This is a genomic window from Flavobacterium salmonis, assembly GCF_903819435.1.
Lineage (GTDB): Bacteria > Bacteroidota > Bacteroidia > Flavobacteriales > Flavobacteriaceae > Flavobacterium > Flavobacterium chungangense.
The window spans coordinates 141,411-154,317 of the sequence record NZ_CAIJDP010000071.1; the positions used below are offsets into that span (position 1 = coordinate 141,411).

The window sequence follows — 12,907 nt, forward strand, 5'->3', positions numbered from 1 at the left end:
GATTAGTAAGAAAAACTTAAAAATCTAACGCTCTAAAATATGTTTGTAACCTGGTGTGATATGTATATTAATTTATTTATCGACGTCGATATTAATTTGTATCATTTAGCCCGAAATAATTTCACCAAACTGGTTTACATAGATTGCAATTAAACATAACATACTAAATATCAAATAATTAAATACAAACCGTTGCGTGAAATTGATTAAAAAAATTGACTTGATTATAAAAAGTATAAAATCGGGATTAAAAATCATTTATAACTTAAAGAATTGATGTCATCCTGAGCGGAGTCGAAGGCTTTTGAACACGAAAGGGCTTCGACTAAGTTTATCCTGAGCGAAGACGAATGGACTCAACCTGACACTTATTTTTAATTTCATCCAGCGGGTTAAATATAATTATACTTTAAAAAAAGACATCTGTAGTCAACAAAAGCTTGTTTTAAAACTATAATAATAATCGGGAATTCGATGTTTACGGCATTAATATAAAAGCTTATTTAATTCAAAATAATTTATTGAATATTATATAATCTTCTTAATCACACGAAGCTTATGAGTGTGTTTTTTTAATTCAGGATTATAGATTCCTAAATGGTCCAAACGGTCAACGCGTACTTTTCCACTTGCGTGAATGATGTAATTGTTTTCCATTATAATTCCGACGTGAATAATGTTTCCTTCGTCATTATCAAAAAAGGCTAAATCACCCACTTCACTTTCTTCGATAAAGCTTAAAGGTTCGCCCTCGAGGGCCTGCTGAGAGGCATCACGATGAATTCTGTAACCGTTTAATTTATAAACCATTTGTGTAAAACCCGAACAATCAATTCCAAAAGGTGTTTTTCCGCCCCAGAGGTAAGGAGCATTTAAATACATAAATGCTGTACTGATTAATGCACTTTTAGGTTTAATTCCGCTGGTTTTTGTGCCTTCAAAATCAAAGTTTGAAGTATTGATTTCACTATTGTTCAGAAAAGACAATGAAGCGCCAAGCGGAATTGGAAGTAATAAATTATCCGGTGCACTGATATAATCAATCAAATCAGCATTTAAAATAATAGCTTCTTTACTTAATTGATTAAAATGCTCCTTAGAAATTACCTGATATTGTTTAGAATCTACCCAGCCCTCATAATCATCGAACTGAATTCTTATTCGCGCCCATTGATTTTGGCGTTCTAATATTTCGATATGTTCACCAAACAAAAGCTGTGTAACAATTTCACTTCTGTCACTAGCTTCAGCTCGAACGGGTACTATGGCAAGATTGCAGATTCCGAACATTTAAGGTAATTTATAAGTTTAAAATTAGGAGCATTTGAATTCAATAACTCCTAAAATAGAATATTTATTTAAGCTTTTTCGATAACAATAGCCGAAGCACCACCACCGCCATTGCAAATTGCAGCAGCTCCTGTTTTAGCATTGTTTTGTTCTAAAACATTTAACAAAGTAACAATAATTCGGGCTCCTGATGCTCCAAGAGGATGTCCTAAAGAAACTGCTCCGCCATTTACGTTTACTTTATCGTTATCTAAATTAAGGATTTTGGAATTAGCTAAACCTACTACAGAAAAAGCTTCGTTGAATTCGAAATAATCAACATCCCCAATTCCGATTCCTGCTTTTTCCAAGGCTTTAGGCAGTGCTTTTGCGGGACTTGTAGTAAACCATTTTGGTTCCTGAGCGGCATCAGCATAACCTTTTATATAGGCCAAAGGTTTTAATCCTAATTCTGTTGCTTTTTCTTCAGACATTAAAATTAATGCTGCAGCTCCGTCATTAATAGTGGAGGCATTTGCTGCTGTAACAGTTCCGTCTTTGGTAAAAACAGCACTTAAAGAAGGGATTTTGTCTAGTTTTACATTCGTATATTCTTCATCTTTTGAAACGATAATAGGTTCTCCACGTTTTTGTGGAACCTCTACAGGCACAACTTCATTATCAAATTTTCCGGCGTCCCATGCTTTTGCACTTCTTTCGTACGACTGAATAGCAAAATTATCCTGCTCTTCACGGCTGATGTTGTATTCAGTGGCACATAAATCAGCGCAAACTCCCATTGCGTTATTATCGTAAGCATCTGTCAAACCATCTTTTTGCATTCCGTCCAGCAGAGTCGCAGGACCAAATTTATTTCCGGAACGCATTTGTACGTAGTGCGGAATTAAACTCATGCTTTCCATTCCACCAGCCACAACAATTTCAGCATCTCCGCAGGTAATTGCCTGAGCAGCTAACATTACGGCTTTCATTCCGGAAGCACAAACTTTATTTACAGTTGTAGCGGCTACTTCTTCCGATAATCCGGCAAAAAGTGCTGCCTGACGTGCAGGAGCCTGTCCAACTCCGGCCTGAATAACATTACCCATGAAAACTTCATCCACAAACTTTGGATCAAGATTAATTTTTTGGAGTGCTCCTTTTATAGCAGCCGCACCTAATTTTGGTGCCGGTACAGTAGACAATCCTCCCATGAAACTTCCGATAGGTGTTCTAACGGCAGAAACGATAACAACTCTTTTGTTCATTGTTCTGTAATTATTAGTTATTCTAGCAAATTTAATCTTTATTTATACAAATTCAAATTTTGAATCAATTCGAATGAATTTTAAATTTAAGATCATTTTTTTATTAATTCTATTTGTTTGATTGTGAAGTGTTTTAAAAAAAAGATTGAAAAAAGATTGAAAAAAGCATAAAAATAGTTGTGAGATATCGAATGTTGTCTTACATTTGCAACCGCAAAATAGGACATATCCTTGAGCTTGGAGAGTTGCCTGAGTGGCCGAAAGGACTTGTTTGCTAAACAAGCGTATGGGGAACTGTACCAAGGGTTCGAATCCCTTACTCTCCGCTTAAATTTTGCCTTCGGGGTGTAGCGTAGCCCGGTTATCGCGCCTGCTTTGGGAGCAGGAGGCCGCAGGTTCGAATCCTGCCACCCCGACAGAAACTTTGCCATAAAGTTTTAAAACAAATGGTTCCATAGCTCAGCTGGATAGAGCAACGCACTTCTAATGCGTAGGTCGAAGGTTCGAATCCTTCTGGGATCACAAAAAAAGCCACTCAAATCGAGTGGCTTTTTTGTTATATACAATCATGATTGATTTATTGTTTGCGATTTTCTTCTAACTTATCTCGTTTATAGATTTAGAATCGTATTTTTATAATCAATTATTCTAAATTGTATAAAATGGAATCTTTGGTAGCAAAATTTAATAGTTTAGGAATTACTGATGTATTGCATTATGAGAAGTTCAATCTAATTTCCATAAGCCACCATTCTACAAAAATTGAAGGATCAACTTTGACAGAATTAGAAACTCAAATTCTGTTGGATGATGGTCTAACACCTAAAGGTAAACCTGTAAATGATACATTAATGGTTACGGATCATTTTAAAGCACTTCATTTTATTATCGATAAAGCAAAGAATCAAATACCAGTTACAACTGAATTAATCAAAGAAATTAATGCAGTTGTAATGAAAAGTACAGGAGGTATTTATAATACTATTTTGGGCGAGGTTGATGCCAGTAAAGGAATGTTTAGAAAAGGAAATGTTACAGCCGGCGTTTCTTATTTTCCAAATTATGATAAAGTTGAAAGATTGACAAATGAATTAGTAAAATTCATTAATACAAGTATGAATAATAATCTTTCAATTGATGAAAAATTAAATTTATCATTTGACGCTCATTTTAATCTTGTAAGTATTCATCCATTTTATGATGGAAATGGTAGAACTTCCAGATTGTTAATGAATTATATTCAGGCATTTTATAATCTTCCACTTGCCATTGTTAATAGTGAAGATAAACAGGATTATATTCAGGCGTTAATTGAAACACGAGAAAATGAAAATATTGAGCTTTTTAGAACCTTTATGAAAAACCAATATGAGCAATATCTTTTGAAAGAAATCAAAAAATTTGAAGAAGGTTTTTCATCTAAATCAAATAAGGGATTTAGTTTTTTGTTCTAATTTATTTCTTCTACAGATTTAACAGACCACTCGTTTTTGAGTGGCCTTTGATGTGAACTTAGAAGGAGCAAATACAAACCTTTTACTTGAAGATTTGAAACTTTTAGCCTACTCGTTTGAGGGTGTTTTGCTTTAAGAGGTAATCTTAATTTATAATCATAGATTTTGATGGTGTATTAGAAATTACTTTTCGTTTCATAAGTTAAATGGTTTGAAAGTATGCCCGATGGAGCTTTACTTCTTTTATCCAAGATTTCTGTATTTGCAAAAACAATAAAATTGTTTTTAGCTCTAGAAACTGCTACATTTAGCATATTTGGCTTATTGTCCCTATCGAAAAACATTGTAGCTGAATCGCCTTTCCCGTAAACCATTGAAAATAAAATTATAGGTCTTTCGGCCCCTTGAAGTGCATGAACAGTCCCTAATTGCAATATATCAATGTTAAAACCTGCATTCTTTAAAGGAAATAATAAATTGCTTTTGCTGACCCTTTATTTAGTTTAAAGTAAACTACTACAAATTATCTACAATTTTAGTAACACTAAGTAAAAATTCCTGAGTTTGTTTTATATCAAAATAGTTTTGCTTCATCCATTCTATTTGATATTTTACTGGTAAATAAATACCCCATTTTGATGTAATTAAGGAATCTGGATTTTTTTCTAATTCTTCTGTAATAATTTCCTCAATAACATCCACATTTGAAGCTATGTAATTTAATTTATCCAAAAAAACATCTTTAGATTCATAAATATCGAATGAACTTGTGCTATCGTCTAATAAGTTCTTTATTTCAGAAAATTTAAAAAGAAATTGTAATGTTCTATTTATTTTAGTACCTGTAAAAGTGTAGAATATGAGTTTTTTTTCTGAAGTCAACAATGGTCTTTCCAACTCTGTATCCTTGATATCAAAAACAGAAAAATCACTTCGCATCTCATCTAACTCATCTGAAGCTTCTTCATAAAGTTCTGTAAAAACTTGATTATTATATAAAATTTCAAACATTTTATTTCTAATAGTTTGATGCACAATACCTCCTCCACCTGAAAACTTAGGTTTTTTACCATCATTTGCAGGTTTAACTTCGATTTTTTTTGCTTTAAAATCGACAAAAATAATTTTCCAGATTTTAGCTGCTAATAAAATATTTTCATCCTCAATAATTTGTGTACTCCAAGGAATTTCGCCTATTTTTATTCCTGCATTTACAACCTTAAAATTATCTTCAATAGTAAATGCACTGTAAAAATCCCTGTTATTGACTATTTTTTCTCCTTCAATTCCTACAATAACTTCATCTCTTAATTTTTCGAATAAATCAATAGCAATTAAATGGTTTAAAATCTCTTCAATATCTATACTTTCAATATCATTAAATGCGAAGTTTTGCTTTAATACTTTAACTAACTCATTAAAATTAATGCCTGAATTTCCTTTTGTTATTGATAATGCCTGATGTAGTAAAAGATCATACGCTAAAGTCATTGCGTCTTTAGACTCAATAAAACCTTCTTTATACAATTCCCAGCAAGCTAGTGATTGCAATAAGCTCCATTTATCTGTTGCATACAAATAGAGTAAACTTTTTGCGCCATCTCTTCTGCCGCTTCTTCCTATACGTTGTATTAATGATGCAATACTGTGCGTTGCATCTATCTGTACCACTTGATCAACAGAACCAATATCAATTCCGAGTTCTAAAGTTGAAGTACAGGAAATGCAAAAATTCTGTCTGTTGTTGCTTTTTGCGAAATATTCTACATATTCCCTCACTTCTTTATCAACAGATGAATGATGCGAGAAATAATTTACGTGACCGTTTAGCTTTTCAGAAAGTTTTTTCAATTTAACCGCTACAACTTCTGCAAGTCCTCTGCTATTCGGAAAAATTAAAACTTTACTATCCTTAGTTTCTAAATACAAATCTTTAAAAAGACTTAAGGGTAAATCATCACCGTCTTTTTTAAAATATTTAAATTTAGCTTCAATTTCTTTTGATGCACTATCTCTTAAAACTACTGTTGGCACGATGGTACCGGCAAATTTCTTGACCTCATCATAATCTCCCAACGTTGCTGAAAGTCCAATTAGTCTGAATTGATTTTTATTTAAATCCTGTAATCTTGATAAAATAGACTTTAATTGTACGCCTCTTCCCGATCCAATAAAAGAATGGATTTCATCAATAACAACAAATTTAAGATTTGAGAAAAGATGCTTTACGTTAAAAGGTTTGTTTGAAAGCATAGCTTCCAGCGATTCGGGCGTTATTAAAACCACTCCCGATGGATCTTTTATTAATTTCTCTTTTAAAGTTCTATTTGCTTCTCCGTGCCATTTTACAACATTCACCTCTAAGTTTTTACACAATTCTTCTACACGATAGAACTGATCATTAATTAATGCAATAAGAGGTGAAATATACAGAACCTGTACTCCTTTTTCATTAAAATTAACCTGAGACAAAATAGGCAGAAAAGCTGCTTCAGTTTTTCCCGAAGCAGTTCTGGATACCAAAATATAATGATTATCTGTTGTTAAAACTCTTGAAATTGCTGCATTTTGTATGGGACGTAATTGTTCCCATCGTTTATCACGAATATATTTTCGGATGGGTTCTGATAATAATTCAAATGACATTACAATTCTTCTATGCTATCCATTAAAACAGTATCTGGCCTTTCATCAGAAATTTCAATCTCCCCAAAGAGTTTCGCTTTATCTAAATTAGGATTCTGCCTTAGTATATTTAGAATATTTAAAAAATCCCTAATAACTTCTCGTGGCGTTAAAAACTCTGAAGCTCCCGGTTTATTAAACATTTCCTCCATGAAGTTTTGTATATCCTCATCAGAAACATTTGTTGCTATTTTATAATTATAATCAAAGATTGCTTTAAGCTTTATTAAAAGCACAAAAATTTCGTTATGATCAAGTGGCAATAATTTAATTACAGGCTGTGCAAAATCCCTAATTTCTGCAGTCTCAAACTTATTTGTTTCTAAACGTGATTTTAAAGCATGATAGCTAAACAGGCCTCTTCTTTCATTTTCCAGCACTTCTTTAGTTCCTGCAAAATTGAAAAAAAGATTACTTACTTTTCCTTGAAAACAATCATTGTATATAGCCAGAATCTTTTCATAATTTTTTTCTCTTGTTGCAGAAACTGATATTTTGTAAAGATTTATAGCCTCATCAAGATTGATCATAAAACCACTATATCCCATGCTTACAAACAATTTGGTAAAGTTTTTAAGCATATCATAATAATTTAAGTCATTGATTATTTCTCTAACACCTAAATCTTGTTTGGCTTCGGTTTTGGTATTATATTCTCCTTTTAACCATTTTAAGGCATTTCTTCTTAATTGCTCATCATCTTTAATATAACCTTCATAATATTTCATCACGACTGTTCCAAAATCAAAACCTCCAACTTCGGTTATTTCGTTGATGGTTTTCATTATGTTATTCTGAATAAGACTCAAATATTGTTCTTCCCTAATATTTTCTAATGGAATATTATTAGATTCTGCCGTTTTCATAACCACTTGCTCTATCCATTTTTCCATTAAAGTTGGTAATGCTCCACCTTCAGGTTTAGTCTGAATAGCAATATTGTCCATAATAGCGGCATATAATGCTACTCCTTTTCCGTCATTTGAATACAATCTATTATCTGGCGTAAAATCTGCATTTGCCACCACAAACTTTTGTTTTAGCGCTACCGTATTTAGTAAATGCAGCATGAATGATTTTCCGGATCCGAAATCTCCGATCCAAAATTTAACCATACTGTGTCCATTTTTTACATCTTCTAATGCGCTTACAACTGCATCTATTTCTTCGGAGCGCCCAACTGTAATATGCTGAACACCAATTTTAGGAACTACACCTCCAATTAATGAATTAATAATTGCTGTGGCTTCTTTAGGTTTTATGTTTTCTGTCATTTTGCTAAAATTCGGTTATAGTAGTTTTCGTTAATAATATAAAAATCATCTTCTTCTTCAATTAAAACATCATCTAATGTCTCATAGCAAACTTCATTAATACTTTCTATCAATTGGTTTTTAAACATTCCTTTTGATTTTGCAAAAATTTCAAAATCAACCTGAAGAACAGAAAAATTTGCCTTTGAAAAAGAATCAAGAACATCTTGCTGTATTTTTGTAAAACTGAGTAAGCTGTTATAAACAGATGTATCGATCGTACTGTATTCTGAAACAGTCTGATTCTCTGGTTCTGAATTAATTACCAACTCTGTTTTTAAATCTTCCTGTTCATCTTCATCTCTAAGATATTCATTAAGAAGTTCAACCGTTCCCGAGTGTTTTTCATGAACCTGCTGAATAGCATCTCTATCTAATTGAATTTTTTTTCGTTTAGCGGTATAAACATTCTTTACAGCTTTTAAAGCCTTTTCTAAATCTTTATCTTGTATAAACTCATTGATTATAGTTTGAAAATCATCAAACTGATCGCCATTTTTAAACAAAGTTTTCTGGACTGTTACACCTAGTGGTTTCTGATCAAATTTTACCGATTTTAAATCATAATGAATATAATAAACGTACAAGGTAAGTGCTGCCTCTTTATTATGAACCGCGATAAACTTTGATGCATCATAAAAAATATTTTCAACTGATGGATTATCTCTATTTAAATTTCCAAGATTGATAATCTGATTTATGAATGTGTCTGAATCTTGATTGAAGTTACTGGTTAATTCATCAAATTTAATTTTCCAACGAGTTGTATTTTGAATATTCAATTCATAATCCGTTTTTTCATCTGGCTCATTAATTGTTGGCGCATAAATCTGTAATATTTTATTTAATCGTATTATTATTCGCTCGTTATATTCTTCTTTTACAGCATTCGATATATAAGAGAGATCTACATTAAGTTTTCTTTTGTGTCCAAAAATTTCACGAACAGTATTTTCACAGTATTTGAAAATATTAGAATGAAGTTCATTTATAACCGTTTCTATAGAGTACTTATAGTTATTACTTCCTGGTTTATAGTTATAGTGTTTTTGTGCAATAATATCAGCTACTGTAGTAAGTTCTTCATGTAAAGAAGAGGAGTCTTTTTTACATCTTTCATCTAATCTTTTAATGACAGACAGATAAAATTTCATGATTTCGACAGCACAAAACTCAATATTAAAGAAATTATTAGCCGGATTCCAAATATTGTTTAGAAGCACTGCATCTTCATCAGTTAGATTTAATTTGATTCTAAATTGAAATCCCAATTTTAAGTGATCATATCCCGAATAATCATCATAATAATTTTCCTGTCGACGAATTCTCTCTGAATCTTTTCTTAAATCATGTTGCTCTAATTTTTTAATAAAATGAGAAACACAGTCCGTTTTTGTTTTAGGATAGTTTATTTTTAATTCGTTTAATTGTTTCTCTAAACGAGCAATATTTTTATGAGTATCAAATTCTTTTAAAAGGTCAAAAAGCAAAACAAACGCATAATTGTCATTCCCATCAAGATCTGTATAAATACCATTTAAAAAGTTAAATTTAAAAGTCTTATAGAAAACACGCTGCTGGTTTGTCGCCGAATTTATTTCTGAATATGAATATACATATTGATGTCCCCAAAAAGGTACGTTTGAAGTTTTTGAAATATTTGAAATACTATAAGATTCTCCTGTAATATCAATAATTGAATTATCCATACTTAGCGAATTTGATTTTATTAAACAATCGAAAAATTTACTATTATAATTACATTTATAAATGTAAACTTTTCTATAATAAATCGTCAATAAGATCCGAAAAATCGAATTCATGTATTAGCATAATAGTATGTCCTTCTTTTCTTAAATTAATTGCTTTTTCAACTTTTCTTCCGTAACATGAAAAAGCCCAGGCGGGATTACCATTGTCGCCAACAATTAAATAATCAGTCTTCTTTGTAATGCTGTCAGTCGGTATTCCGCCAAGTTTAATAATATCTCTGTGAAGTTTCTCTCTGTTTCCTCTTTGTAAAACACCTGTTATACAAAAAGTTTTTCCTTCAAAAATTACTTCCGGCTCACTTGTACAAAGACCAGAAATATTTACATCTATCGTAGTATCCTGTATTTTTTGTCTTACTTCATCATCCTGAATTTGTACAAATTGCTTAAAAAAAGCCATTAAGACAACTTTTTCTTCTTCATCTATTTTATTATCTGAAAGAACAGAAAGGACCAGACTCCTTATCTCATCGTAAGGATAATAGGTGTTTAAATGTTCATTTTCATCCAGCCATTTCTGAAGATCATAAATTTCTTTATCAGTAATGATCCCATCTGCTAAAATACCGTGACAAATACCTTGCAAAATCTGAAGATCTGAAGTTACTGCATTATAATAATAATTATCGTTTTCGTATTTCTGACATAACCAATATAAATCCTCAATTGTTTCTTTTGGTGGAATTTTATTCGATATGGCCTCTTCAATAATAGTCATGAATTCGTTCAAAGGATTACGACTCATTAACTCTCTATGATCAATAACCCATTTCTGAAGTTCATTTATTTCCTGAATATTGATTTCGTCATCTAATTTAATACCTAATAAAAAGCCTTTTAGAGAGCTAATAGCCTTATCTGTTTGGGATTTTACAGTATATACTTTTAATAATTCCTGATCGATATCTTTCATAATTAAGTAATTTATTACAATTATAAACAATAATTTTGATTTAAAGATTTTTTATAAAGTGTAAATATTGAACTTTACATTTTGTAATCACTACGGAAAACCATAATCACAAAAATTATATCAAAAATATCATTCCCGGATTAAAAATACTTAAGTAGATATACCTGTTTTGTAACTTACCTAATAGCACTTCAAATAAATCATTTATAAATTATTTGAGGCTAATTATTCCTACTGTTATGATATTCCCCCTGTGACATTCATATTTTTCAGACAGCAACAGTAACATTATCCTACTCCCGAACTTATTTTTAAGATTGTATCCGTCAAGGCTTTCCATTTTTTTATTTATTAGGTGCGGTCACACTCATTTTGGATACAACCTGCTTTGCTTTGGATACGTATTGTATTTATAAAACCTGGAAATTTGTAATCATAAAATTTAAAATAATAACAATGGGTCAAATATTAAAAGATAAAGTTGTCATCGTAACAGGTGCGTCAAAAGGAATTGGTGCCGGGATAGCTCGCGCAGCCGGAGCTGCAGGAGCTAAAGTTGTGGTTAATTATGCATCCAGCAGAGAAGATGCTAATGCGGTTGTTGATGAAATCACAAACCAAGGAGGTCAGGCTATTAGCGTACAGGGTGATATGTCTAAAAAAGAGGATGTGCAGAAACTTTTTAAAGCCGCAGAAGATACTTACAGCAAGGTCGACGCAGTGATCAATAACGCAGGAGTATATGAATTTGCGCCACTAGAAGCGATTACTGAAGAATCATACAGACGAATGTTCGACATTAACGTTTTAGGGATACTTCTCACTTCCCAGGAAGCTGTTAGAGCTTTTGGTAACCAGGGAGGAAGTATTGTAAACATTACTTCTTATGCAGGAACAAGACCTGATCCTTATTCTATCGTGTATGGATCGTCAAAAGCTGCTGCAGACGCACTGACCATTTCAATGTCACAGGAGTTGGGATCTAAAAACATCAGGGTCAATTCTATCAGACCTGGAGGTGTTCTAACAGAAGGGGTGGCAAAATTAGGAGTAGATAGTGATTCCGAAGTAATAAAAGGAACAATAAACAGAAGTGCATGAGGCCGGATGGCAAAGCCTGAAGATATAGGTAAGATGGCCGTGTTTTTTGCATCTGACGAATCTACGGTAATTACCGGACAGATGGTGGAAGTTTCCGGTGGTTACAAATAAATGATTAACTTAACATTTTGATCGTATACAAAGAAATCGTGTGTAAGTTTGTAATTTCAAAAAAATAATGTATTATGGCTAAAGAAGAAAAATCGGTGACCATCATCAATTCAGTATCAGAACTGCACCGAATGCTGAAGTTGCCTCCCCCAAAGAACACACTGATATCGCTGATTAATCATAAGGATGAAGTACCACAAGACCAAACGGTGGAGCGGTTAGTTTTGAATTTTTACCAGATCTGTATTAAAAGGAATTTCAAAGGCCAATTCAAATACGGACGAAATTATTATGATTTTGACAAGGGGACGATGACCTTTTCTGCACCTCAACAGGTTATTTCTGTCGATCAGGGAGACGAAAAGGATAATGAAGGCTGGTCTTTACTATTTCATCCGGATCTCATCAGGAACTATCCTTTGGGAAAAAATATTAAGAACTACGGTTTTTTTTCCTATGAGGTCAATGAAGCGCTTCATTTATCAGATAATGAGGAACAACTGATCGAAGGTCTGGTTAGTAATATCGTTACAGAATATGAGTCTCGAATCGACAACCTCAGTGCGGATGTGATTGTTTCAAATCTGGAATTGCTTTTAAACTATTGTAACCGTTTTTACAGCCGACAATTCATTACCAGAAAAATGGCAAATAACGATGTGCTGACCAGATTTGAGATGGCTTTAAATAAGCATTTTGAAGATGATGCAATTACTGGCTTACCGACGGTTTACAGCCTGGCATCAGAAATGGGAATTTCATCGAGCTATCTGAGTGATATGCTGCGTACCCTGACAGGCCAAAATACACAACATCATATTCATAAAAAACTGATTGAGAAAGCAAAAGAAAATCTGGCCACCACCAATTTATCGGTTAGTGAGATCGCTTTTAAACTAGGGTTTGAGTATCCTCAATCCTTCAGTAAATTATTTAAAAGCAAAATGGATATAACTCCATTGGAATACAGACAGTCTTACAGTTGATGTCACTGTGTATTTTCAAATCGATATATTGACAA

9 protein-coding genes, 3 tRNA genes and 1 pseudogene are annotated in these 12,907 nt (G+C 32.5%); 6 read left to right on the plus strand and 7 right to left on the minus strand.

Translation table 11 applies throughout. From position 1 onward, the window contains the following. Nucleotides 1-528: 528 nt before the first annotated feature. Both FLACHUCJ7_RS13735 and FLACHUCJ7_RS13740 read right to left on the minus strand, forming a co-directional pair. Complete coding sequence (locus FLACHUCJ7_RS13735) at nucleotides 529-1,290, minus strand: C40 family peptidase (RefSeq protein ID WP_031455804.1); 762 nt, start codon at nucleotides 1,288-1,290, stop codon at nucleotides 529-531. Between the two features lie 68 nt (nucleotides 1,291-1,358). Next, nucleotides 1,359-2,537, minus strand: a complete 1,179-nt coding sequence (locus FLACHUCJ7_RS13740) for an acetyl-CoA C-acyltransferase (RefSeq protein WP_180909264.1) — start codon at nucleotides 2,535-2,537, stop codon at nucleotides 1,359-1,361. 239 nt (nucleotides 2,538-2,776) lie between these two features. On the opposite strand from FLACHUCJ7_RS13740, the gene FLACHUCJ7_RS13745 reads away from it, so the two are divergent. The 4 genes from FLACHUCJ7_RS13745 to FLACHUCJ7_RS13760 all read left to right on the plus strand — a co-directional run bounded on the left by FLACHUCJ7_RS13745 (nucleotide 2,777) and on the right by FLACHUCJ7_RS13760 (nucleotide 3,991). Beyond that, nucleotides 2,777-2,863, plus strand: a tRNA-Ser gene (locus FLACHUCJ7_RS13745). Between the two features lie 15 nt (nucleotides 2,864-2,878). Beyond that, nucleotides 2,879-2,953 (plus strand) — tRNA-Pro (locus tag FLACHUCJ7_RS13750). Nucleotides 2,954-2,985: 32 nt separating this feature from the next. Further along, nucleotides 2,986-3,059 (plus strand) — tRNA-Arg (locus tag FLACHUCJ7_RS13755). A gap of 140 nt (nucleotides 3,060-3,199) precedes the next feature. After that, a complete protein-coding gene (locus tag FLACHUCJ7_RS13760; RefSeq protein ID WP_180909265.1) occupies nucleotides 3,200-3,991 on the plus strand; it encodes a Fic family protein in 792 nt (263 codons plus the stop codon). Nucleotides 3,992-4,167: 176 nt separating this feature from the next. Here the strand turns inward: FLACHUCJ7_RS13760 and FLACHUCJ7_RS13765 are convergent, their stop codons facing one another. From FLACHUCJ7_RS13765 to FLACHUCJ7_RS13785, 5 genes are all read right to left on the minus strand, one after another. Continuing rightward, a complete protein-coding gene (locus FLACHUCJ7_RS13765) occupies nucleotides 4,168-4,425 on the minus strand; it encodes an AAA domain-containing protein (RefSeq protein WP_262891026.1) in 258 nt (85 codons plus the stop codon). An 82-nt stretch (nucleotides 4,426-4,507) separates the two neighbouring features. Continuing rightward, on the minus strand, nucleotides 4,508-6,637 hold the full coding sequence (locus tag FLACHUCJ7_RS13770; protein ID WP_180909266.1) for a DEAD/DEAH box helicase: 2,130 nt from the start codon (nucleotides 6,635-6,637) through the stop codon (nucleotides 4,508-4,510). Next, nucleotides 6,637-7,950, minus strand: coding sequence for an ATP-binding protein (locus FLACHUCJ7_RS13775; protein ID WP_180909267.1), 1,314 nt, complete (start codon nucleotides 7,948-7,950; stop codon nucleotides 6,637-6,639). Before FLACHUCJ7_RS13775 ends, FLACHUCJ7_RS13770 begins: the two co-directional genes overlap by 1 nt. Beyond that, nucleotides 7,947-9,698 (minus strand): tellurite resistance TerB C-terminal domain-containing protein, encoded by a 1,752-nt coding sequence (locus FLACHUCJ7_RS13780; protein ID WP_180909268.1) that lies wholly within the window; start codon nucleotides 9,696-9,698, stop codon nucleotides 7,947-7,949. Before FLACHUCJ7_RS13780 ends, FLACHUCJ7_RS13775 begins: the two co-directional genes overlap by 4 nt. Before the next feature lie 73 nt (nucleotides 9,699-9,771). Next, nucleotides 9,772-10,674 carry a BRCT domain-containing protein gene (locus tag FLACHUCJ7_RS13785; protein ID WP_180909269.1) on the minus strand — a complete coding sequence of 301 codons (903 nt, stop codon included), beginning with the start codon at nucleotides 10,672-10,674 and terminating at the stop codon, nucleotides 9,772-9,774. Between the two features lie 456 nt (nucleotides 10,675-11,130). Between FLACHUCJ7_RS13785 and FLACHUCJ7_RS13790 the strand changes: the two are divergent. Both FLACHUCJ7_RS13790 and FLACHUCJ7_RS13800 read left to right on the plus strand, forming a co-directional pair. Then, nucleotides 11,131-11,886: pseudogene (locus FLACHUCJ7_RS13790) on the plus strand (SDR family NAD(P)-dependent oxidoreductase). Between the two features lie 95 nt (nucleotides 11,887-11,981). After that, complete coding sequence (locus FLACHUCJ7_RS13800; RefSeq protein ID WP_317170918.1) at nucleotides 11,982-12,872, plus strand: helix-turn-helix domain-containing protein; 891 nt, start codon at nucleotides 11,982-11,984, stop codon at nucleotides 12,870-12,872. The last annotated feature ends 35 nt before the right edge of the window (nucleotides 12,873-12,907 follow it).

Excerpts from the sequence above, each read along its gene's own strand:
- FLACHUCJ7_RS13740 (WP_180909264.1), bottom strand. The coding sequence starts at position 2,537 with ATGAACAAAAGAGTTGTTATCGTTTCTGCCGTTAGAACACCTATCGGA.
- FLACHUCJ7_RS13775 (WP_180909267.1), bottom strand. The coding sequence starts at position 7,950 with ATGACAGAAAACATAAAACCTAAAGAAGCCACAGCAATTATTAATTCA.
- FLACHUCJ7_RS13770 (WP_180909266.1), bottom strand. The coding sequence starts at position 6,637 with ATGTCATTTGAATTATTATCAGAACCCATCCGAAAATATATTCGTGAT.
- FLACHUCJ7_RS13735 (WP_031455804.1), bottom strand. The coding sequence starts at position 1,290 with ATGTTCGGAATCTGCAATCTTGCCATAGTACCCGTTCGAGCTGAAGCT.
- FLACHUCJ7_RS13760 (WP_180909265.1), top strand. The coding sequence starts at position 3,200 with ATGGAATCTTTGGTAGCAAAATTTAATAGTTTAGGAATTACTGATGTA.
- FLACHUCJ7_RS13785 (WP_180909269.1), bottom strand. The coding sequence starts at position 10,674 with ATGAAAGATATCGATCAGGAATTATTAAAAGTATATACTGTAAAATCC.
- FLACHUCJ7_RS13780 (WP_180909268.1), bottom strand. The coding sequence starts at position 9,698 with ATGGATAATTCAATTATTGATATTACAGGAGAATCTTATAGTATTTCA.